This is a genomic window from Cellulomonas sp. PhB150, assembly GCF_003755175.1.
Taxonomy (GTDB): Bacteria; Actinomycetota; Actinomycetes; order Actinomycetales; family Cellulomonadaceae; genus Cellulomonas.
Genome location: NZ_RKHX01000001.1, coordinates 310,154 through 332,023, shown reverse-complemented (window position 1 = coordinate 332,023; position 21,870 = coordinate 310,154). Strand labels below are relative to the sequence as shown.

Here is a 21,870-nt window from a genome sequence, read left to right as displayed (position 1 = left end):
GTGGGAGCTCGCACCAAGGCACGCAAGCGGGCGCTCGACGTCCTGTTCGAGGCGGACCAGCGCGAGCTGGCACCCATCGAGCTGCTGGCCGAGCGCATCGCCCGGCCCGGCGCCGAGACCGCGCTGCCGCAGTACTCCGTCGAGCTCGTCGAGGGCGTCGTGGCGGAGCAGGGTCGGATCGACGAGCTGCTCGCGATCCACGCGCACGGCTGGACGATCGAGCGGATGCCCGCCGTGGACCGCGCGCTGCTGCGCCTGGGCACGTGGGAGATCCTGTTCAACGACGACGTCCCCGACGCCGTCGCGGTCGACGAGGCCGTCGAGCTCGCGCGTTCTCTGTCGACCGACGAGTCGCCCGCGTTCGTCAACGGGCTCCTCGGCCGGATCATCGACCTGAAGCCGACGCTGCTCGCCTGACCTGCGCACCGAGAGAGGGCGCCCTACGGGGCGCCCTCTCTCGTCATGCCAGGTTGTGGACGACCGTCATCGGACCGGTCTCCGGCCCGCTCGACTGCGTCGGCACCGAGCGCAGCGGGCGCTGCGCGTGCCACGCGCCGGTCCCGGGGCGCGGCCCGCGGATGGGCAGCGTCGCGGCCGCGCGTCCCAGGAAGTTGCCCTGCACGCGGCGCACACCCAGGTCGACGAGGGTCGCGAGGTCCGACGAGCGCTCCACGCCCTCGGCCACGACGTCGAGCCCGTGCACGGACGCGAGCTCGAGGATCGCGCGGATGACGGACGCGCCGCGGTCCGAGCCGACCTCGCGGACGAACGACCGGTCGATCTTGAGCACGTCCACCGGCAGGCGCGACAGCCGCGCGAGCGAGGAGTAGCCGGTCCCGAAGTCGTCGACCGCGATCTTGGCGCCGCGCGCCCGCAGCTCGGACAGCAGCGGCACCGCGGGGCCGGTCTTGACCAGCGCGCTCTCGGTGATCTCCAGCGTCAGGTGCTCCCAGTAGGTGTCGCCCCACGCGGCCTCGATCTGCTCGAGCGCGTCGGGCGCGGCGAGCTGCCGGGCCTCGAGGTTGACGGCGACGGGCACCTGGAAGCGATCCAGCGCCCGGCGCGACTGGGCGAGCATCGCCAGCCCGATGGGCACGATCAGGCCGGTCTCCTCGGCGATCTCGAGCCAGTCCGCCGGCAGCAGCAGGTGGCCGTGGTCGTCCCAGCGCGCGAGGGCCTCGACCTGCAGCACCTCGAGCGTGCGGGCGTCGACGATCGGCTGGAAGTACGCGGTGAACTGGCCCTCGGCAACGGCGGTCTCGAGCGCCGCGCGGTGGTGGCGCGCGGCCTCGACCCGGCGGCGCAGCGCCCGGTCGTACACCCGGAACCCGGTGCGGGAGCGCTTGGCGTCCATCATCGCGGTGTCCGCGTGCCGCATGAGCGCGTCGGGGTCGACGACGTCACCGGGCACCCACGACGCGACGCCCACGGACAGCCGCGCGGCCCGCGCCCCGACGGTGCGGTCGACGAAGCCCTCGCGCAGGTTCCGGGCGAGGGCGACGAGGTCGACGTCCTGCGGGGCACGCGAGAGGACGACGACGAACTCGTCGCCCCCGAGCCGGCCGACGAACCGATTCGGGTCGCCCTGCGCGAGCGCGCGCAGGTGGTCCGCGACGCGCACGAGCACCGCGTCGCCGCCCTCGTGCCCGTGCAGGTCGTTGAACCGCTTGAAGCCGTCCAGGTCGCAGTAGACGAGGGAGACGCGCGTGCGCTCGACGTTCGCCTGCTCGATCGCGTCGCGCAGGTGCTTCTCGACCGCGCGGCGGTTCGGCAGGCGCGTGAGCGGGTCGCTGAAGGCGGTCTGCTCGAGGCTGGACGTCAGCGCGTAGCGCTCGGCGGCCGCGGAGACGATCTGCGAGAGGTCGACGAGGAAGGTGCGCTCCTGCGCGGTGTGCGCGGCGGGGGAGTAGAGCTCCGTGACGAACCGGCCGTGCGAGATCGTGCGCAGCGAGCCCTCGACCTCGGGGTCGGCGAGGATCGTGCGGGCCTCGTCGCGGGCACGCAGCAGCAGGCTCTCGGCGTCGCGTGCGAACCACGCCGCGTTGGCGAGCCGGGCCGTCGCGTCACGCATGAGGTGCTGCGTGCGGGCGACGCGCTGCGCCTGGCGCAGCCGCACGAGCGCCATCGTGCCGAGCGCGAACCCGAGCGGGATCGACCACAGCGCGACGAGCATCGCGCTGAGCTGCTCGTGCGTGACGATGCCACCCGCGGTGAGCATCGCGAGCGACTCGGCGCCGGCGACCACGAGCAGCGTGCCGAGGCGGCTGACCCGCTGCGACCCGATGCACGCCACGACGTAGGCCACGGAGATCAGGGCCACCGCGACGAGGATCGCCGTCACGACGACATCGACGCCGTGCCGGGGGGAGGTCGGGTGCCACCACCAGGCCGCGGCGCCGGCGAGCAGGAGGGTCGTGGAGATCGCCACCCACCAGCGGATCGGAGGGCCTGCCGCGAACGCGCGCGTCGCCGGGACGGCCAGGAGCAGGAACAGCCCGACGAGCTGGGTGTGCGTGAACTGCAGCGCGTCCTGCACGGCGCCGGGGTCCGTGAACGCGAACAGCCCGCCCGCGAGCAGCAGCAGCGCGATGTCCGCGGACCAGATGAGCGCCCACTCGGCCCCGGCGCGGCGACGCTCGCCGCGCCACCAGATCCACTGGAGCAGGCAGAACCCACCGACGAGCCCGGCTGCCAGCAGCTGGACCATCGTCACCCACATCGGGACAGTTCCGAGCACGAACAGGACATCGGCATGCATCGTCGACAAAGTGACGTGGCATCCGGGTGATCGGCACCGGACCCGGTCGAGACCCACGCGCGGCGCGATGCCGCCGCGTGCCCCCCGCGTGTGCGCGTGGGTGTGCGGCACGCCGCGGCGATTGCGCGTGTCGCACACCCGCACGCACCCAGCCACGCGAGTCCCGCGCATCCGGACGGGCGGGGCGGAGGAGCATCGGTCCCGCGGGAGATAGCGTCGCCACGTGGAGATCGACGCGCTGGTGGTGCGGTTGCGGGCGGCCGGGTGCGTGTTCGCCGAGGACGAGGCGGCGCTGCTGCTCGGCACCGGGGAGACGGGGGAGCAGCTCGAGCAGCTGGTGCGGAGGCGCGTCTCCGGGGAGCCGCTCGAGCAGGTGCTCGGCTGGGCGGAGCTCGACGGGCTGCGGATCGCGGTGGCGCCCGGTGTGTTCGTGCCCCGACGACGCTCGGAGCTGCTGGTCCGCCTCGGCGTGGACCTCCTCGAGGAGCGCCCGACGGCCGTCGTCGTCGACCTCTGCTGCGGCACCGGCGCCCTGGGCGCGGCGATCGCCGCGCGGGTCCCCGGCGCGGACGTCCACGGCGCGGACCTCGACCCGGCCGCGGTCGCGTGCGCGCGCCGCAACCTCGCGCGGGTGCACGAGGGCGACCTGTTCGACGCCCTGCCGCACGCGCTCCGCGGCCGGATCGACCTCGTCGTGGTCAACGCGCCCTACGTCCCGACCGACGCGATCGCCCTGATGCCCCCCGAGGCGCGCGACCACGAGCACCGGATCGCCCTCGACGGCGGCAGCGACGGCCTGGACCTGCACCGCCGCATCGCCGTGGAGGCCGCGGACTGGCTGGCGCCGGGCGGCGCGGTCGTCATCGAGACGAGCGAGCGCCAGTCCCCGACCACCCGCGCGCTTTTCGAGCACGCGGGCCACCGCGCGCACGTCGTGCGCGACGACGACCTCGACGCGACGGCGGTCGTCGCCCGGCCACGCGCCGGCCGGACGTGAGCGACGTCGCACGTGAGACGGCACCGGGCGCGCGGGCGCGCAGCGGTAGGGTGGGCGCCTGACAGCAGTCCTTTAACTCCCGTCCTGTGAGGCGGGGAAGGAGTCGCTCCATGAGCAGTGCCCTGCCCGCACCCGAGCAGCAGCCCGAGCAGCCCGCCGACGCCACCGTCGTCCTCGGCGGCCCCGAGATCGCCCGAGCGCTGACACGCATCGCGCACGAGATCCTCGAGCGCAACAAGGGCGGCGCCGACGTCGTCCTGCTCGGCATCCCCACCCGTGGCCTGCCCCTCGCGCGGCGCCTCGCCGCGCGACTGGTCGAGGTCGAGCCCACGCTGGACGCCGCGGACCTCGTCGGGAGCATCGACGTGACGATGTACCGCGACGACCTGGCCCAGCACCCCACGCGCACGATCGGCAGCACCGACCTGCCGGGCGCCGGCATCGACGGGAAGGTCGTCGTCCTGGTGGACGACGTGCTCTTCTCGGGCCGGACCATCCGCGCCGCGCTGGACGCGATCTCGGACCTCGGGCGGCCGCGCGCCGTCCAGCTCGCCGCGCTCGTCGACCGCGGTCACCGCGAGCTGCCGATCCGCGCCGACTTCGTCGGCAAGAACCTGCCGACCTCCACGACCGAGCGCGTGCGGGTGCTCCTGGACGAGACCGACGGCCGCGACGCCGTCCTGATCGAGGGGACCCGATGAAGCACCTGCTCTCGACCGGCAGCCTGTCCCACAAGCAGGCCGTGCGGATCCTCGACACCGCCGGCCAGATGGCCGCGACCCAGGCCCGGGAGATCAAGAAGCTCCCGACGCTGCGCGGGCGCACCGTGGTCAACCTCTTCTTCGAGGACTCGACCCGCACCCGCATCTCCTTCGAGACCGCGGCCAAGCGCCTGTCGGCCGACGTCATCAACTTCTCCGCGAAGGGCTCGAGCGTCTCCAAGGGCGAGTCGCTCAAGGACACCGCGCTCACGCTGCAGGCCATGGGCGCCGACGCGGTCGTCATCCGCCACCACGCGAGCGGCGCGCCGCACACGCTGGCTCACTCCGGCTGGACCAACGGCGCGGTGATCAACGCGGGCGACGGCACCCACCAGCACCCCACGCAGGCCCTGCTGGACGCGTACACGCTGCGCCGGCACCTCACCGGTGCGGGCGACCCGAGCGGCCGGGACCTGAAGGGCCTGCACGTGGCGATCGTCGGCGACGTGCTGCACAGCCGCGTGGCGCGGTCGAACGTCCAGCTGCTGCACACCCTGGGCGCCGAGGTCACGCTCGTCGCGCCCCCCACGCTGCTGCCCGTCGGGGTCGAGGCGTGGCCCGCCGACGTGTCCTACCACCTGGACGAGGTCATCGACTCCAAGCCCGACGCGATCATGATGCTGCGGGTCCAGCGCGAGCGGATGTCCAGCTCCGGCGGCGGGTTCTTCCCCAGCCCGCTGGAGTACACCCGCGGCTACGGGCTCGACGCGCGTCGGCTCGCCGCGATGCCGGATCACGCGATCGTGCTGCACCCCGGCCCGATGAACCGCGGCCTGGAGATCTCGGCGGACGCCGCCGACTCGCCGCGCGCGGTGATCGTCGAGCAGGTCGCCAACGGGGTCGCGGTCCGGATGGCCGTGCTGTACCTGCTTCTTTCCGGCAGCGAGACGACGAACGAGACGACGAACGAGACGAAGGTGGACGCGTGAGCACCGGCCGGAAGTACCTGCTGCGGAACGTGGCCCCCTACGGCGGTGACCGCACGACGGTCCTGCTCGCCGACGGCGTCATCGCCGCCATCGGACCCGACGTGTCCGACGACGACGCGACGATCATCGACGGCCGCGGGCTCGTCCTGCTGCCCGGCCTCGTCGACCTGCACACGCACCTGCGCGAGCCGGGCCGGGAGGACGCCGAGACGATCCGCACCGGCACCCGGGCCGCCGCGCTCGGAGGCTTCACGGCCGTGCACGCGATGGCGAACACCACGCCGACGCAGGACACCGCGGGCGTCGTCGAGCAGGTCTGGCGCCTCGGGCGTGAGGCCGGCTGGGCCGACGTGCACCCGATCGGGGCCGTCACGGTCGGCCTGGAGGGGGAGCGGCTCGCCGAGCTCGGCGCGATGGCCGAGTCCAAGGCGCAGGTCCGGGTCTTCTCCGACGACGGCAAGTGCGTCCACGACCCGGTGCTCATGCGCCGCGCGCTGGAGTACGTCAAGGCGTTCGACGGCGTCGTCGCGCAGCACGCGCAGGAGCCGCGCCTGACCGAGGGCGCCCAGATGCACGAGGGCGTCGTCTCCGCCGAGCTCGGCCTGGCCGGCTGGCCCGCGGTGGCCGAGGAGGCGATCATCGCCCGCGACGTGCTGCTCGCGGAGCACGTCGGCTCGCGGCTGCACGTGTGCCACCTGTCGACGGCTGGGTCGGTCGAGATCATCCGCTGGGCCAAGTCGCGCGGGATCGACGTGACCGCCGAGGTCACGCCGCACCACCTCATCCTCACCGACGAGCTCGCCCGCGGGTACGACCCGACGTTCAAGGTCAACCCGCCCCTGCGCACGCAGCGCGACGTCGAGGCGGTCCGTGCCGGCCTGGCCGACGGGACGATCGACATCGTCGCGACCGACCACGCGCCGCACACGCGCGAGGACAAGGACTGCGAGTGGGGTGCGGCGGCGTTCGGCATGACCGGCCTGGAGACCGCGCTGTCCGTGGTGCAGGAGACGATGGTCGACACCGGCCGCCTGACCTGGGCCGACGTCGCCCGGGTGCTGTCCGAGACCCCGGCGCGCATCGGCCGCGTCGCCGACCACGGCCGCCCGATCGCCGTGGGGGAGCCCGCCAACCTCGTGCTGGTCGACCCGGCCGTGCGCCGGGTCATCAACCCCGACGAGCAGGCCACCAAGTCCGGCAACTCGCCGTTCCGCGGCCGCGACCTGTCCGGCTGCGTCATCGCGACGTTCCTGCGCGGGCGCGCGACCGTGCTGGACGGGGCGTCGTGCGACGAGGACGTGGTGGTGCGCGCATGACGGCCCGCGAGGGGGTCTCGGTCGTCGTCCTGGTCGCGGTCCTCGCGCTCGTGCTGTGGGGCATGCGGGCCGGCTGGAACCACCGCCGCACCCGCACGGCGGACGTCGGCACGCTCCCGAGCGCACCGGCCGACCTGGGTGCCGCGCACGGCGAGCCTGTCGAGGCGGTCTACGTCTCGACGACGCGCGCCGGCGACTGGCTCGACCGCGTCGTCGCGCAGGACCTCGGGGTCCGCAGCCCGGCGACGGTCAGCGTGCACGACGCGGGCGTCCTCGTGGCGCGTCGTGGCACGGCCGACGTGTTCATCCCGACGAGCGCCCTGCGCGCCGCCGGCACCGCACCCGGCATGGCCGGCAAGTACGTCGGCAAGGACGGCCTCGTCGTCCTGACCTGGGCACCCGACCCCACCGACGAGCGCGGGCTGGACACCGGCCTGCGCACCAAGCACACCGCCGACGGCCCCCTGCTGGTCGACGCGGTCCACGCACTCATGAGCGACGGCACGACCACAGACGGTACGAAGGAGAAGTCATGACCGACGCAGTCCTGGTCCTCGAGGACGGCCGCACGTTCGCCGGGCAGGCGTACGGCGCGCGCGGGACCACCCTCGGCGAGATCGTCTTCAACACCGGCATGACCGGCTACCAGGAGACGCTCACCGACCCGTCCTACCACCGGCAGATCGTCGTCATGACGGCTCCCCACATCGGCAACACCGGCGTGAACGACGACGACCAGGAGTCGGCCCGCATCTGGGTGGCCGGCTACGTGGTCCGCGACCCCGCCCGCCGCGCCTCCAACTGGCGCAGCACCCGCACGCTCGACGACGACCTGGAGGCCCAGGGCGTCGTCGGCATCAGCGGCATCGACACCCGCGCCCTGACCCGGCACCTGCGCGAGCGCGGCGTCATGCGCGCCGGGGTGTTCTCGGGCGACGCGCTGGCCGGCAAGGAGCGCGACGAGCTGCTCGCCGAGGTCCTGTCGGCCCCGCAGATGGTCGGTGCCGACCTGGCCGGCGAGGTCTCGACCGACGAGGCCTACGTGGTCGAGGCGCTCGGCCCGGACGGCGAGACGCTCGAGACGCCGGTCGCCGTCGTGGCGGCCGTCGACCTCGGCATCAAGGCCATGACCCCGCAGCGGCTCGCCGAGCGCGGCGTCCGCGTCCACGTGCTGCCCTCGAGCGCGTCGATCGACGACGTCCTGGCGACGGAACCCGACGGGGTCTTCTTCTCCAACGGCCCCGGGGACCCGAGCGCGGCCACGCACGAGATCGAGCTGCTGCGCGACGTGCTGGACCGCAAGATCCCGTTCTTCGGCATCTGCTACGGCAACCAGCTCCTGGGCCGCGCGCTCGGCTACGGCACCTACAAGCTGGGCTACGGGCACCGCGGCGTGAACCAGCCCGTCATGGACCGGATCACCGGCAAGGTTGAGATCACCGCCCACAACCACGGCTTCGCGGTCGACGCCCCGCTCGACGGCGAGTCCACCGCGCCGCACGACGACGGCCGCTACGGCCGCGTCATCGTCAGCCACGTCGACCTCAACGACGACGTCGTCGAGGGCCTGCAGGCCCTCGACCTGCCGGCGTTCTCCGTGCAGTACCACCCGGAGGCCGCGGCCGGCCCGCACGACGCCGCCTATCTCTTCGACCGCTTCCTCGACCTCATGAACCAGAACGAGAAGGGTGCCGCCTGATGCCCCGCCGCACTGACATCCACAGCGTCCTGGTCATCGGGTCCGGCCCGATCGTCATCGGCCAGGCGTGCGAGTTCGACTACTCCGGGACGCAGGCGTGCCGCGTGCTGAAGGAGGAGGGCCTGCGCGTCATCCTCGTGAACTCCAACCCGGCCACGATCATGACCGACCCGGAGTTCGCCGACGCGACCTACGTCGAGCCGATCACCACCGACGTGCTGACCTCGATCATCGCCAAGGAGCGCCCGGACGCGATCCTGCCGACGCTGGGTGGCCAGACGGCCCTCAACGCCGCGATCGCGCTCGACGAGGCCGGGGTGCTGGAGAAGTACGACGTCGAGCTCATCGGCGCGAACATCCCCGCGATCCAGAAGGGCGAGGACCGCGAGCAGTTCAAGCACGTCGTCGAGAAATGCGGCGGCGAGTCGGCGCGCTCAGTCATCATCCACACGATCGACGAGGCGCTGGCCGCGGTCGACGAGCTCGGCTACCCGATGGTGGTGCGCCCGTCGTTCACCATGGGCGGCCTGGGGTCGGGCATCGCGTACGACGAGACGGACCTGCGCCGCATCGTCGGGCAGGGCCTGCACTACTCGCCGACCACCGAGGTGCTCCTGGAGGAGTCCATCCTCGGCTGGAAGGAGTACGAGCTCGAGCTCATGCGCGACAAGAACGACAACGTCGTGGTCGTCTGCTCGATCGAGAACGTCGACCCGGTCGGCGTGCACACCGGCGACTCGGTGACCGTGGCCCCCGCGCTGACCCTCACCGACCGCGAGTACCAGAACATGCGCGACATCGGCATCGCGGTCATCCGCGAGGTCGGCGTCGACACGGGCGGCTGCAACATCCAGTTCGCGGTCGAGCCGACCACGGGCCGGATCGTCGTCATCGAGATGAACCCGCGCGTCTCGCGCTCCTCCGCCCTGGCGTCCAAGGCGACCGGCTTCCCGATCGCCAAGATCGCCGCGAAGCTCGCCGTCGGCTACACGCTCGACGAGATCCCGAACGACATCACGGGCGGTGTGACCCCCGCGTCCTTCGAGCCCACGCTCGACTACGTCGTCGTCAAGGTGCCCCGGTTCGCGTTCGAGAAGTTCCCCGCCGCCGACGACACCCTGACCACGACCATGAAGTCGGTCGGCGAGGCCATGGCCCTGGGCCGCAACTTCACCGAGGCGCTCGGCAAGGCCATGCGCTCGATCGACAAGAAGGGCTCGACGTTCCACTGGGACGGCGACGCCCTGACCGGCGACGCGCTCGAGGCGCTGGTCGCCACGATCAGCCGCCCGACCGAGCAGCGACTCGTGAACGTCCAGCAGGTCCTGCGTGCCGGCGTGAGCCTCGAGCGCGTCTACGAGCTCACGGGCATCGACCCGTGGTTCCTCGACCAGATCCAGCTCATCAACGAGGTCGCCGAGGCCACTCGGACGGCCGAGGGCCTCACGCGGGAGGTGCTCACGCACGCCAAGCGGCACGGCCTGTCCGACGTGCAGATCGCCACGCTGCGCCGCACGTCCGAGGACTCGGTCCGCGGCGCTCGGCACGCCGTGGGTCTGCGCCCGGTGTTCAAGACGGTCGACACGTGCGCGGCCGAGTTCCAGGCGTCCACCCCGTACCACTACTCGTCCTACGACGAGGAGTCCGAGGTCGCTCCGCGCACGCGGCCCGCGATCCTCATCCTCGGCTCGGGCCCGAACCGCATCGGCCAGGGCATCGAGTTCGACTACTCCTGCGTGCACGCCGCGCTCGCCCTCAAGGGTGAGTTCGAGACCGTGATGGTCAACTGCAACCCCGAGACGGTCTCGACCGACTACGACACGAGCGACCGGCTCTACTTCGAGCCGCTGACGTTCGAGGACGTGCTCGAGGTCTACCACGCCGAGCTCGCGGCGGGCCCGATCGAGGGCCTGATCGTCACGCTCGGCGGCCAGACGCCGCTCGCGCTCGCGCAGCGCCTCGCCGACGCGGGCCTGCCGATCCTGGGCACGTCTCCCGCGGCGATCGACCTCGCCGAGGACCGTGGCGAGTTCGGCAAGGTCCTCGAGGCGGCCGGGCTGCCCGCCCCGGCGTTCGGCACCGCGACGACGCTCAACGGCGCGCGCGACACCGCGCGCCGGATCGGCTTCCCGGTGCTCGTGCGTCCCTCCTACGTGCTCGGCGGCCGCGGCATGGAGATCGTGTACGACGAGCCGCAGCTGGCGGAGTACGTCCAGCGCGCGCTCGACAACGCGGCCGACGGCGGCCGGGCGGGGACGCTGCCCCCGCTGCTCATCGACCGCTTCCTCGACGACGCCATCGAGATCGACGTCGACGCGCTGTTCGACGGCACCGAGATGTTCCTCGGCGGTGTCATGGAGCACATCGAGGAGGCCGGCATCCACTCCGGCGACTCGGCGTGCGTGCTGCCGCCGGTCACGCTGTCGACGTCCGAGCTCGAGCGGATCCGCCTCTCGACCGAGGCGATCGCGCGCGGCGTGGGCGTCCACGGGCTGCTCAACATCCAGTTCGCGCTCGTCTCCGACGTGCTCTACGTCCTGGAGGCCAACCCGCGCGCGTCGCGCACCGTGCCGTTCGTCTCCAAGGCGACGGGCGTCTCGCTCGCCAAGGCCGCCGCGCTCGTCATGGCCGGCCACTCGATCGCCGACCTGCGCGCGTCCGGCATCCTGCCCGAGAACGACGCGAGCGTCCTCGACCTCGACGCGCCCATCGCGGTCAAGGAGGCCGTGCTGCCGTTCAAGCGGTTCCGCACGCGCGAGGGCCAGGTCGTCGACACCGTGCTCGGCCCGGAGATGCGCTCGACGGGCGAGGTCATGGGCTTCGACGTCGACTTCCCGACGGCGTTCGCGAAGTCGCAGGACGCGGCCTTCGGTGGCCTGCCGTCGGGCGGCCGGGCGTTCATCTCGGTCGCCGACCGGGACAAGCGCTCGATCGTCTTCCCGGTCAAGCGGCTCGCGGAGCTCGGCTTCGAGATCCTCGCGACCGAGGGCACGGCGACGGTGCTGCACCGCTCGGGCATCCGCTCGACGGTCGTGCGCAAGTACTCGTCGGGTCGGGGCGAGGCAGGGGAGCCGACGATCGTCGACCTCATCACCGAGGGCTCGGTGGACCTCGTCGTGAACACGCCGTCTGGCCAGGGCGCGCGCGCCGACGGCTACGAGATCCGCGCGGCCACGGTCGCCGCTGACAAGGCGATGATCACCACGGTCCAGCAGCTCGGCGCGGCCGTGCAGGCGATCGAGGCCGCCCAGGCCGGACCGTTCGCCGTGACGAGCCTGCAGGAGCACGACGCGGCCGCCCGGGCGCGCCGCGAGGCGAAGGCGTCGGCATGACGTTCGGGGCGCGGCTCGCGGCCGCGATGGACGACCACGGGCCGCTCTGCGTGGGCATCGACCCGCACGAGAGCCTGCTCGCCGACTGGGGCCTGACGGACGACGTCGACGGGCTGCGCACGTTCGCGCACACCGTGATGGAGGCGGTCGGCGGGCGCGTGGCCGCGGTCAAGCCGCAGGCCGCGTTCTTCGAGCGGCACGGCTCGGCCGGCGTCGCGGTGCTCGAGGAGGTCGTGGCCGCGGGCCGGGAGACCGGCACGCTCGTGATCGTCGACGCCAAGCGCGGCGACATCGGCTCGACGATGGGCGCCTACGCCGACGCGTTCCTGCGCGACGGCTCACCACTGGCCGGCGACGCGCTGACCGTCTCGCCGTACCTGGGCTTCGGCTCGCTCGACCCCGCGGTCGACCTCGCGCTGTCGTCGGGTCGCGGGCTGTTCGTGCTGTGCCTCACGTCCAACAAGGAGGGCCACGAGGTGCAGCACGCGCGCACGGCGGAAGGCACGAGCGTCGGGGCGCTCATGGCCGCTCGCGCGGCGGCCCTCAACACGGGCGTGGAGCCGATGGGCTCGATCGGCCTCGTCGTCGGGGCGACCGTCGGTGATGCCGCCGCGCGCACGGGCACGGATCTGAGGGCCGTCAACGGGCCGCTGCTGGCGCCCGGCGTGGGCGCTCAGGGCGCGGGTGCGGCGGAGCTCACGGCCGTCTTCGGCGCGGCACGCCGTCAGGTGCTCGCCTCGTCCTCGCGCGGCGTGCTCCGTGCCGGGCCGGGCGTCGCGGCCCTCCGGCAGGCCGCGCTCGAGGCGTCCAGCGAGGCCGCGGTGGCGCTGCGGTAGCACGTTCACCCCACATCCGTGCAGGTCGGGTGTGCAGATCGGCCCGTACGCGTTGCCCTCCGGGGGAGGGCTCGCTAGGTTCGGAAGCACGGTCCCGCGCCTCGTGGATCGCCCGCCCACTGACGGAAGGTGACGCGCGTGGCTCTTCCTCCGCTGACTCCCGAACAACGCGCCGCGGCGCTGCAGAAGGCCGCCATCGCGCGGCAGGCTCGCGCCGAGGTCAAGAATCGGCTGAAGTACTCGCAAGGCACGCTGTCGGACGTGATCAAGCAGGGTCAGGCCGACGAGACCATCGGCAAGCTCAAGGTCGTCTCGCTGCTCGAGTCGCTGCCCGGCGTCGGCAAGGTCAAGGCGCGTGCGATCATGTCCGAGATCGGCATCTCGGAGACCCGGCGCGTCCGCGGTCTCGGCCCTCACCAGGTGGAGGCACTCGTCGCACGTTTCGGGTGACCATCGCAGTCCACCCTGACGCACGAGGAGTACCGCACCACCCATGACGACGACGCCCGCCCGGCTGACCGTTCTCGCCGGACCGACAGCCGTCGGCAAGGGAACCGTGTCCGCCGACGTCCGCGCCCGCTTCCCGCAGGTCTGGCTCTCGGTCTCGGCGACCACCCGCTCGCCGAGACCGGGAGAGATCGACGGCGTCCACTACCACTTCGTCGGCGCCGACGAGTTCGACCGGATGGTCGCCGCCGGTGACCTGCTGGAGTGGGCGGTGGTGCACGGCCGCAACCGGTACGGCACGCCCCGCGGGCCGGTCGAGGCCCGCCTCGCGGCGGGCGAGCCCGCGCTGCTGGAGATCGACCTGCAGGGCGCGCGGCAGGTGCGCGAGTCCATGCCGGACGCCCGGTTCGTGTTCCTCGCGCCACCGTCCTTCGCCGAGCTCGAGCGGCGCCTCGTGGGCCGTGGCACGGAGGACGCGGAGGAGCGCGAGCGCCGCCTCGCGACCGCTCGCGTGGAGCTCGCGGCGGAGTCCGAGTTCGACCACGTCGTCGTCAACGACGACGTGCACCGCGCCACCGACGAGCTCATTTCGATCATGGGCATCGCCAGCAGGTAGAATCGCTGGCAGTTCTCCAAGCCACCCCCAAACTTTCGGGAGTCTCACCGTGTCCGGAACCGTCGCAGCCCCCATCGGCATCACCGACCCGCCCATCGACCAGCTGCTCGAGCGGGCCGACTCCAAGTACTCGCTGGTGCTCTACTCGGCCAAGCGTGCGCGCCAGATCAACGCGTACTACTCGCAGCTCAACGAGGGCCTGCTCGAGTACGTCGGCCCCCTGGTCGAGACCCGTCCGCAGGAGAAGCCGCTGTCGATCGCGATGCGCGAGATCGACAAGGGCCTGCTGACCTCGCAGGCCACGGAGGAGTAAGACCCCTCCGATGCGGATCGTCCTCGGCGTCGCCGGCGGGATCGCCGCCTACAAGGCCGTCCTGCTGCTGCGCCTGCTGCGCGAGGCAGGCCACGACGTGCGCGTCGTTCCCACGCGCGCGGCGCTCGAGTTCGTCGGCCGCCCCACGTGGGAGGCCCTGTCCGGCCAGCCGGTGACGACGGACGTGTTCGAGGACGTCGACCAGGTGGCCCACGTGGCCATCGGCCAGCACGCCGACCTGGTGGTCGTCGCCCCCGCGACCGCGGACCTGCTCGCGCGGGCCGCGACCGGCCGCGCCGACGACCTGCTCACGGCCACGCTTCTCGTGACGCGCGCGCCCGTGCTGCTCGCGCCCGCCATGCACACCGAGATGTGGCAGCACCCCGCGACCGTCGCCAACGTCGCGACGCTGCGGGAGCGCGGGATCCACGTGCTCGATCCCGCCTCCGGGCGTCTGACCGGCACGGACACCGGCCCGGGTCGGCTGCCGGAGCCCGACGAGATCGCCGCCGCCGCCCTCGCGCTCGTCGCCCCGGGCGACCTGGCCGGTCGGCACGTGGTCGTCTCCGCGGGTGGCACGCGCGAGCCGCTGGACCCGGTCCGCTTCCTCGGCAACCGCTCGTCGGGCAAGCAGGGTGTCGCCCTCGCGGCCGCGGCCGTGGCGCGCGGCGCCCAGGTCACGCTCGTCGGCGCCAACCTCGCCGTCGCGGCACCCGCCGGTGTGGAGCTCGTCACCGTCGGCACCGCTGCCGAGCTGCGCGAGGCGGTCCGCTCGGCCGCCAAGGTCGCCGACGTGGTCGTCATGGCCGCCGCGGTGGCCGACTACCGGCCCGTCAACCCGGCGGGAACCAAGCTCAAGAAGACCGGCGCGCCGCCGACGATCGAGCTCGTCGAGACGGTCGACATCTTGGCCGAGCTGGGACACGAGCGCCTGCGCGAGAAGCAGGTGATCGTGGGCTTCGCGGCCGAGACCGGCGACGAGGACGCCTCGGTGCTCGAGCACGGCAGGGCCAAGGCGCGGCGCAAGGGTGCCGACCTGCTCGTGGTCAACGCGGTGGGTGACGGCCAGGGGTTCGGCACCGCCGACAACGCGGTGACGATCCTCGACGGGACGGGCGCGGTCGTCGCCGAGGCCGCGGGCTCCAAGGACGCCGTGGCGCACGCCGTCTGGGACGCGGTCCGTCCGCTGGTCTGACGCCCGGGCTGTCCGCGGACGCGACTATCCTTCGTCCCATGACTGACCCCGCGATGCGCCTGTTCACGTCCGAGTCGGTGACGGAAGGCCATCCGGACAAGATCTGCGACCAGATCTCGGACGCGATCCTCGACGCCATCCTCGAGCAGGACCCCCACGCCCGGGTCGCCGTCGAGACGATGGTGACCACGGGCCTCGTGCACGTCGCCGGCGAGGTGACCACCGAGGCCTACGTCGAGATCCCCGCCGTCGTGCGTGAGGTCGTCCGCACGATCGGCTACACGTCCTCCCACATCGGCTTCGACGGTGAGTCGTGCGGCGTCTCGGTCTCGATCGGGCAGCAGTCGCCCGACATCGCGGCCGGCGTCGACAAGGCGCTCGAGGCGCGCGAGGACGCGGGCGACATGGACCCGCTCGACATGCAGGGCGCGGGCGACCAGGGCCTGATGTTCGGGTACGCGTGCGACGAGACGCCGTCGCTCATGCCGCTGCCGATCTGGATGGCGCACCGCCTCTCGGAGCGTCTGGCCGCCGTCCGCAGGTCCGGCGAGGTCTCGGGGCTGCGCCCCGACGGCAAGACGCAGGTGACGATCGGCTACGAGGGCGACCGCGCGGTCCGGCTCGACACCGTGGTCCTCTCGACGCAGCACGAGCCGAACATGAACCTGGTCACCGAGCTCGAGCCCGCGATCCGGGAGCACGTGATCGAGCCCGTCCTGGCGCTGGTCGACCTCGACACGGCGGGCTACCAGCGGTTCGTGAACCCGACCGGGCAGTTCGTCGTCGGCGGACCCCAGGGCGACGCGGGCCTCACGGGCCGCAAGATCATCGTCGACACCTACGGTGGCTACGCGCGGCACGGCGGCGGAGCCTTCTCGGGCAAGGACCCCTCGAAGGTCGACCGCTCCGCGGCGTACGCGATGCGGTGGGTGGCCAAGAACGTCGTCGCCGCCGGCCTCGCCCGTCGGTGCGAGGTCCAGGTCGCGTACGCGATCGGCAAGGCCCACCCGGTCGGCCTGTACGTGGAGACGTTCGGCACGGAGACGGTCCCGGTCGAGCGACTGACGGCCGCGATCCGTGAGGTCTTCGACCTGCGTCCGGCCGCGATCATCCGCGACCTGGACCTGCTGCGCCCGATCTACCGGTCGACCGCGGCGTACGGTCACTTCGGACGCGAGCTGCCCGACTTCACCTGGGAGCGCACCGACAGGGTCGCGGACCTGCAGTCCGCCCTGTGACGAGCTCCTGACGGGGCGTCGGTGCCGGATGGTGTGATGTCCCTGTGACCACGGGCGAGCAGCTGGAGCTGGACGGGCTCCCCGTGCCGAAGGCCCGCCGTCGCGCGCGTGGCGTCGCGCTCGCCGCCGAGCAGCCCGTGGCCCGGGTGTGCATCGACCTGCCGCCGCAGCACCTCGACCGCCTCTTCGAGTACGCCGTGCCCGCGGCGATGTCCGACGGCGCACAGCCCGGGGTGCGGGTCAAGGTGCGGTTCGGCGCGCAGGACGTGGACGCGTACGTCATCGAGCGGGCCGACGAGGCCGAGCACGACGGCGAGCTCCTGCCGATCCGGCGACTCGTCTCCTCCGAGCCGGTCCTCACGCCTGCGGTGGCACGCCTCGCGCGGGCCGTGGCCGACCGCTGGGCCGGCACGCTGACCGACGTCCTGCGCCTGGCCGTCCCCGCGCGGCACGCCCGGGTCGAGTCGGAGGACGAGGTCGACGACGCGCCGTCGGTCGTCCCGGCCGCCGGGGCCGCGGCCTGGGCGCCCTACCGCGGCGGGACAGCGTTCCTCCAGCACGTGCTCGCCGGTGGCGCGCCACGAGCCGTGTGGACGGCCCTGCCCGGCGCGGCCGGCCTGCGTTGGCCGGACGCGATCGCGCAGGCGGTCGCCTCGTGCGTCCTCGGCGGCCGGGGAGCCCTCGTCGTCGTGCCCGACGCGCGCGACATCGACCGCGTCCTCGCGGCTCTCGTCGACGCAGGCATCCCGGCCCGGCGAGCAGGTGGGCGCGGCGGAGCGGTCCGGCTGGCGGCGGACGACGGCCCGGCGGTCCGGTACCGCGCGTTCCTGGCGACGCTGCGGGGCCATGCGAACGTCGTCGTGGGCACCCGTGCCTCAGCGTTCGCGCCCGTCCAGGACCTCGGCCTGGTCGTCTGCTGGGACGACGGCGACAGCCTGCACGCCGAGCCGCGCGCGCCGTACCCGCACGTCCGCGAGGTGCTCGCGCTGCGCTCGGACCTGGAGAGCGCCGCGCTGCTCGTCGGCGGTCACGGCCGCACGGTCGAGGCGCAGTCGCTCGTCGAGTCCGGCTGGGCGCACGACGTGAGCGCCGACCGGCCGACGGTCCGCCGGATGACGCCCCGCGTGCTGGCGCTCACCTCGACCGAGCTCGCCCGCGAGGGCCCGGCCGCCGCGGCCCGACTACCGACGCCGGCGTGGCGCACGCTGCGCGATCGCCTGACCGAGGGGCCTGTGCTCGTGCAGGTGCCGCGCGCCGGCTACGTGCCGGCCGTCGCGTGCGGCCGCTGCCGGGCGTCGGCACGCTGCTGCACGTGTCACGGGCCGCTCGGCCTGTCGCGGGCCGACGGCGTGCCGACCTGCGGCTGGTGCGGTCGGCTCGCGACGGACTGGCGCTGCGACGAGTGCGGGGGAGCGACCCTGCGCTCGGTCCGCGTCGGCTCCGAGCGCACGGCCGAGGAGCTGGGACGCGCGTTCCCGGGGGTCCCGGTCCGTGTCTCCGGCGCGCGCGCCGAGGGCGGCGTCCTGGCGACGGTGCGCGACGCTCCGGCCGTCGTCGTCGCGACCCCGGGGGCGGAACCCGTCGCCCCCGGCGGTTACGCGGCCGCGGTCCTGCTCGACGCCGCGGTGAGCACCGCCGGCTCTGCCCTGGGGCTGCTCCCGGACGCGCTGCGGCGGTGGCTCACGGCCGCGGCCCTGGTCAGGCCCGCGAGCGAGGGCGGCAGCGTGCTGCTCGTCGGCGACGCCGAGGAGCGCGCGACGCAGGCGCTGGTCCGCTGGGACCCGAACGGGCTGGCCTCCCGCGAGCTGGCCGAGCGCGCCGAGCTCGCCCTGCCGCCGTCCGTCCGGATGGCCGCCCTGGTCGGCCGGCGCGACGCCGTCCTCGCGGTCGTCCGGCGCATCGACGTGCCCGGCCTGGACTTGCTCGGGCCGGTCCCGATCGACCAGCAGGCGCCTCCGGGGTCGCTCGAGGGCGACGTCCGGGCGGTCCTGCGGGTCCCGCGCGCGTCCGGCGCGGCGCTGGCGCGTGCGGTCGCCGCCTCGATGTCTGTCCGCAGCGCCCGCCGCGAGGGCGGCACCGTCCGCGCGCAGCTCGACCCGACGGACCTGGGGTGATCGACCGATGACCGACCGGCCCGTGATCGACACCGTGGTCTTCGACCTGGGGGACGTGCTCGTGCGCTGGGACCCGCGCGGGCCCTTCGTCGCTCGGCTGGCGCAGGAGGCCGTGGACGCCTTCCTGCACGAGTTCGACTTCCGCACGTTCAACCTCCAGCAGGACGCGGGCCGGTCGTGGGCCGACGCTCGCCTCGAGCTCGAGCAGGTCGCGCCCGAGCACGTGCCGGCGATGGACCTGTTCGTTCAGCACTTCGCCGACTCGCTCGTCGGGCCGGTGCCCGGCACGGCGGAGATCGTCGAGGACCTCGCCGCGGCCGGCGTCCGCCTGCTCGGGCTGAGCAACTGGTCCGCGGAGACGTTCCACCTCGCCGAGCCCGCCGCGCCGGCGATCGGGCTGCTCGAAGGGGTCGTGGTCTCGGGCCACGAGAAGCTGTCCAAGCCCGACCCGCGGATCTACGCGCTGCTGGTCGAGCGCTACGGGCTCGACCCCGCACGGACCCTGTTCACCGACGACTCGCCGCCGAACATCGCGGCGGCCGCCGCCGCGGGCCTCGACGCCGTCCACTTCACCTCGGCCGACGACCTGCGTGAGCGGCTCGTGGCGCGCGGCGTCGCCATCCCGCGCCACGTGACGGTCGACGGCGAGCGGTTCGCGGTCCGGCCGCACGGCAGCGGCCTCGCGCTCACGTGGCTCTCGGGCCCCGACCCCACCTACGGTTTCGCGATCGGCTCGAACGACGGGTCGCCGATCCCCGAGGACGTGCTCGCGGCGTCGATCCGCTCGTTCCTCGCCGACATCGACCCCGCCACGGGCTACCTCGAGTAGGAGCGGCGCGGGCGAGACGGGGCGCCGCCTAGGATCGATGCCATGCGTCTGCTCTTCGCCGGTACCCCCACGGCAGCGGTGCCGTCGCTCGAGGCGCTCCTGGCCTCCCGGCACGAGGTGGTCGCGGTGCTGACCCGCCCGGACGCCCGCACCGGTCGCGGCCGCACGCTCTCGCCGAGCCCGATCAAGGCGCGCGCGCTCGAGGCCGGCATCGAGGTGCTGACGCCCGCGACCCTGCGCGACGACGAGACCGTCGCCCAGATCGCGGCCCTCGCCGTCGACGCGGCTCCCGTCGTCGCGTACGGCGCGCTGGTCCCGCCCGCGCTGCTCGACGTCCCGACCCACGGCTGGGTCAACCTGCACTTCTCCGTGCTGCCCGCCTGGCGCGGCGCGGCCCCGGTCCAGCGCGCGATCCTCGCGGGCGACGAGGTCTCCGGGGCGACGACGTTCCGCATCGAGAAGGGGCTCGACACCGGTCCCGTGTTCGGCACCCTGACCGAGACGATCCGCCCGCGCGACACGTCGGGCGACCTGCTCGGCCGGCTCTCCGAGGTTGGCGCGGGCCTCCTGGTCCGGACGCTCGACGCGCTCGAGGACGGCATCCTGAGCCCGGTCGAGCAGCCGACCGACGGCGTGAGCCACGCGCCCAAGCTCGAGGTCGAGGACGCCCGCGTGCGCTGGGAGCACCCGGCCTACGCGGTGGACCGCCGCATCCGCGCGTGCACGCCGGCGCCCGGCGCGTGGACGACACTCCCGGACGGCACCCGCCTCGGGCTCGGACCCGTCGCGCTCACGCAGGAGACGCTGCCGGTCGGCACGATCCAGGTCGGTCGCAAGGAGATCCTCGTCGGCACCGCCACGCAGGCCGTCCGCCTGGGGCAGGTCACCCCCGCCGGCAAGCGCGCGATGGACGCAGCGGACTGGGCGCGCGGCGCCCGGCTCGCAGGCGGCGACTCGCTGACCGACGGGCTGGTGCTGGGCGCATGAGCGACGACCGTAGGAACCCCGAGGGCCGCCAGCGCGGCGCCGCCCGGTCCGAGGGTCGCACCGAGCGCAGCACGCAGGCGCCCGGGGAGCGACGCAAGGGCACGGATCCCGCCCGCACGGTCGCGTTCGACGTGCTGCGCGCCGTCGCGGAGTCCGACTCGTACGCGAACCTCGTCCTTCCCCCGCTGCTGCGCGAGCGCCACATCCGCGGCCGCGACGCCGGGTTCGCCACCGAGCTCGCCTACGGCACGCTGCGCCTGCAGGGCCGCTACGACGCGATCATCGAGCAGGCGGCGGGCCGCGCCCTCGACAAGATCGACCCGCCGGTCCTGGACCTGCTGCGGCTCGGCAGTCACCAGCTGCTGGGCATGCGCGTGCCGCCGCACGCGGCGGTCAGCGAGACGGTCGGCCTGGCGCGCCAGCGTGCCGGCGCGGGCGCGGCGCAGTTCGTCAACGCGGTCCTGCGCGCCGTGGGACGGTCGACGCTCGACGAGTGGCTCACCCTGATCGGCGACGGCGCGGACCCGCGCGACGACGACCCGATCGCCCGGCTCGCCGTGGTCGAGAGCCACCCCGAGTGGGTGGCGCGCGGGCTGCGCGAGGCGCTCGTGGGGAACGGGCGCTCGGCCGACGAGCTCGAGGCGCTGCTCGTCGCCGACAACGCGGCGCCGCGCGTGACGCTGGTCGCGCGCCCGGGCCTCGTGGACGACGACGAGCTGGGCGGCACGCCCGGCGTCGTCGCGCCGACGGCGCACATCCTGGATGGTGGCGACCCGGCTGCGGTGGGCGCGATCCGTGACGGTCGCGCCGGCGTGCAGGACGAGGGCAGCCAGCTCGTCGCGCTCGCCCTTGCCGCGGCACCGCTCGACGGCCCCGACGAGCGCTGGCTCGACCTGTGCGCCGGCCCCGGCGGCAAGGCCGCGCTGCTCGCCGCGCTGGTCGACGAGCGCGGCGGCCGGCTGGTCGCCAGCGAGGTCCAGCCGCACCGCACCCGCCTCGTCGAGCAGGCGCTGCGGGCTCTGCCGGCCGACGCGATCGAGGACGTCCGCACCGGCGACGGGCGCCTGGTCGGCACCGACGAGCCCGCGTCCTACGACCGCGTGATGGTGGACGCGCCCTGCACGGGCCTCGGCGCGCTGCGCCGGCGTCCCGAGTCGCGCTGGCGGCGGCACCCCAGCGACCTCGGCGCGCTGTCCGCCCTCCAGCGAGAGCTGCTCGGCTCCGCCCTCGCGGCCGTCCGGCCCGGCGGAGTCGTCGCGTACGTGACGTGCTCGCCGCACCTGGCCGAGACGCAGCTCGTCGTCAAGGACGCCCTGCGCGCCGCGAGCAAGGCGGGGATCGGGGTCGAGCCCATCGACGCGCGCGCGGTCGTCGCCGGCATCGCGCCGCAGCCCGTCGACCTGCCGGGCGACCGCACCGACGTCCAGCTGTGGCCGCACGTGCACGGCACCGACGCGATGCACCTGACGCTGCTGCGCCGGACGTCCTGACCGGCACCCGGCT

19 protein-coding genes are annotated in these 21,870 nt (G+C 73.8%); 18 read left to right on the top strand and 1 reads right to left on the bottom strand.

The window, feature by feature from the left end; all coding sequences use genetic code 11:
* Positions 1-417 carry a transcription antitermination factor NusB gene (gene nusB / locus EDF34_RS01580; RefSeq protein ID WP_123369626.1) on the top strand — a complete coding sequence of 139 codons (417 nt, stop codon included), beginning with the start codon at positions 1-3 and terminating at the stop codon, positions 415-417.
* Between the two features lie 43 nt (positions 418-460).
* Here the strand turns inward: nusB and EDF34_RS01575 are convergent, their stop codons facing one another.
* Positions 461-2,758 (bottom strand): bifunctional diguanylate cyclase/phosphodiesterase, encoded by a 2,298-nt coding sequence (locus tag EDF34_RS01575; RefSeq protein ID WP_123369625.1) that lies wholly within the window; start codon positions 2,756-2,758, stop codon positions 461-463.
* A 223-nt stretch (positions 2,759-2,981) separates the two neighbouring features.
* On the opposite strand from EDF34_RS01575, the gene EDF34_RS01570 reads away from it, so the two are divergent.
* The 17 genes from EDF34_RS01570 to EDF34_RS01490 all read left to right on the top strand — a co-directional run bounded on the left by EDF34_RS01570 (position 2,982) and on the right by EDF34_RS01490 (position 21,857).
* Positions 2,982-3,755, top strand: a complete 774-nt coding sequence (locus tag EDF34_RS01570; RefSeq protein ID WP_123369624.1) for a putative protein N(5)-glutamine methyltransferase — start codon at positions 2,982-2,984, stop codon at positions 3,753-3,755.
* A gap of 110 nt (positions 3,756-3,865) precedes the next feature.
* Entirely contained in the window at positions 3,866-4,456 is a 591-nt protein-coding gene (pyrR, locus tag EDF34_RS01565; protein WP_123369623.1) for a bifunctional pyr operon transcriptional regulator/uracil phosphoribosyltransferase PyrR, read from the top strand.
* Positions 4,453-5,445 carry an aspartate carbamoyltransferase catalytic subunit gene (locus EDF34_RS01560; protein ID WP_123369622.1) on the top strand — a complete coding sequence of 331 codons (993 nt, stop codon included), beginning with the start codon at positions 4,453-4,455 and terminating at the stop codon, positions 5,443-5,445. The genes pyrR and EDF34_RS01560 overlap by 4 nt, the downstream gene beginning before the upstream one ends.
* Positions 5,442-6,761, top strand: a complete 1,320-nt coding sequence (locus EDF34_RS01555; RefSeq protein WP_123369621.1) for a dihydroorotase — start codon at positions 5,442-5,444, stop codon at positions 6,759-6,761. Before EDF34_RS01560 ends, EDF34_RS01555 begins: the two co-directional genes overlap by 4 nt.
* Positions 6,758-7,297: a hypothetical protein gene (locus EDF34_RS01550; RefSeq protein WP_123369620.1), complete on the top strand. Its 540-nt coding sequence runs from the start codon at positions 6,758-6,760 to the stop codon at positions 7,295-7,297. The genes EDF34_RS01555 and EDF34_RS01550 overlap by 4 nt, the downstream gene beginning before the upstream one ends.
* On the top strand, positions 7,294-8,460 hold the full coding sequence (carA, locus tag EDF34_RS01545; protein ID WP_123369619.1) for a glutamine-hydrolyzing carbamoyl-phosphate synthase small subunit: 1,167 nt from the start codon (positions 7,294-7,296) through the stop codon (positions 8,458-8,460). Before EDF34_RS01550 ends, carA begins: the two co-directional genes overlap by 4 nt.
* Positions 8,460-11,792 carry a carbamoyl-phosphate synthase large subunit gene (gene carB, locus EDF34_RS01540; RefSeq protein ID WP_123369618.1) on the top strand — a complete coding sequence of 1,111 codons (3,333 nt, stop codon included), beginning with the start codon at positions 8,460-8,462 and terminating at the stop codon, positions 11,790-11,792. The genes carA and carB overlap by 1 nt, the downstream gene beginning before the upstream one ends.
* Positions 11,789-12,628 (top strand): orotidine-5'-phosphate decarboxylase, encoded by an 840-nt coding sequence (gene pyrF / locus EDF34_RS01535; protein WP_123369617.1) that lies wholly within the window; start codon positions 11,789-11,791, stop codon positions 12,626-12,628. The genes carB and pyrF overlap by 4 nt, the downstream gene beginning before the upstream one ends.
* A 138-nt stretch (positions 12,629-12,766) precedes the next feature.
* The gene (gene mihF / locus EDF34_RS01530; RefSeq protein ID WP_118767686.1) at positions 12,767-13,078 is read left to right on the top strand and encodes an integration host factor, actinobacterial type; all 312 of its coding nucleotides are present in this window, start codon (positions 12,767-12,769) and stop codon (positions 13,076-13,078) included.
* A 43-nt stretch (positions 13,079-13,121) separates the two neighbouring features.
* On the top strand, positions 13,122-13,691 hold the full coding sequence (gene gmk, locus EDF34_RS01525; RefSeq protein ID WP_123369616.1) for a guanylate kinase: 570 nt from the start codon (positions 13,122-13,124) through the stop codon (positions 13,689-13,691).
* A gap of 49 nt (positions 13,692-13,740) precedes the next feature.
* On the top strand, positions 13,741-14,004 hold the full coding sequence (rpoZ, locus tag EDF34_RS01520) for a DNA-directed RNA polymerase subunit omega (protein WP_118767688.1): 264 nt from the start codon (positions 13,741-13,743) through the stop codon (positions 14,002-14,004).
* 10 nt (positions 14,005-14,014) lie between these two features.
* Complete coding sequence (gene coaBC / locus EDF34_RS01515) at positions 14,015-15,199, top strand: bifunctional phosphopantothenoylcysteine decarboxylase/phosphopantothenate--cysteine ligase CoaBC (protein WP_123369615.1); 1,185 nt, start codon at positions 14,015-14,017, stop codon at positions 15,197-15,199.
* A gap of 38 nt (positions 15,200-15,237) precedes the next feature.
* The gene (gene metK, locus EDF34_RS01510) at positions 15,238-16,437 is read left to right on the top strand and encodes a methionine adenosyltransferase (protein WP_123369614.1); all 1,200 of its coding nucleotides are present in this window, start codon (positions 15,238-15,240) and stop codon (positions 16,435-16,437) included.
* 44 nt (positions 16,438-16,481) lie between these two features.
* Positions 16,482-18,551: a primosomal protein N' gene (locus EDF34_RS01505; RefSeq protein ID WP_123369613.1), complete on the top strand. Its 2,070-nt coding sequence runs from the start codon at positions 16,482-16,484 to the stop codon at positions 18,549-18,551.
* Between the two features lie 7 nt (positions 18,552-18,558).
* Positions 18,559-19,380 carry an HAD family phosphatase gene (locus tag EDF34_RS01500; protein ID WP_199737596.1) on the top strand — a complete coding sequence of 274 codons (822 nt, stop codon included), beginning with the start codon at positions 18,559-18,561 and terminating at the stop codon, positions 19,378-19,380.
* A 42-nt stretch (positions 19,381-19,422) separates the two neighbouring features.
* Complete coding sequence (gene fmt / locus EDF34_RS01495; RefSeq protein ID WP_123369612.1) at positions 19,423-20,367, top strand: methionyl-tRNA formyltransferase; 945 nt, start codon at positions 19,423-19,425, stop codon at positions 20,365-20,367.
* Positions 20,364-21,857, top strand: a complete 1,494-nt coding sequence (locus EDF34_RS01490; protein ID WP_123369611.1) for an RsmB/NOP family class I SAM-dependent RNA methyltransferase — start codon at positions 20,364-20,366, stop codon at positions 21,855-21,857. Before fmt ends, EDF34_RS01490 begins: the two co-directional genes overlap by 4 nt.
* Positions 21,858-21,870 lie beyond the last annotated feature (13 nt).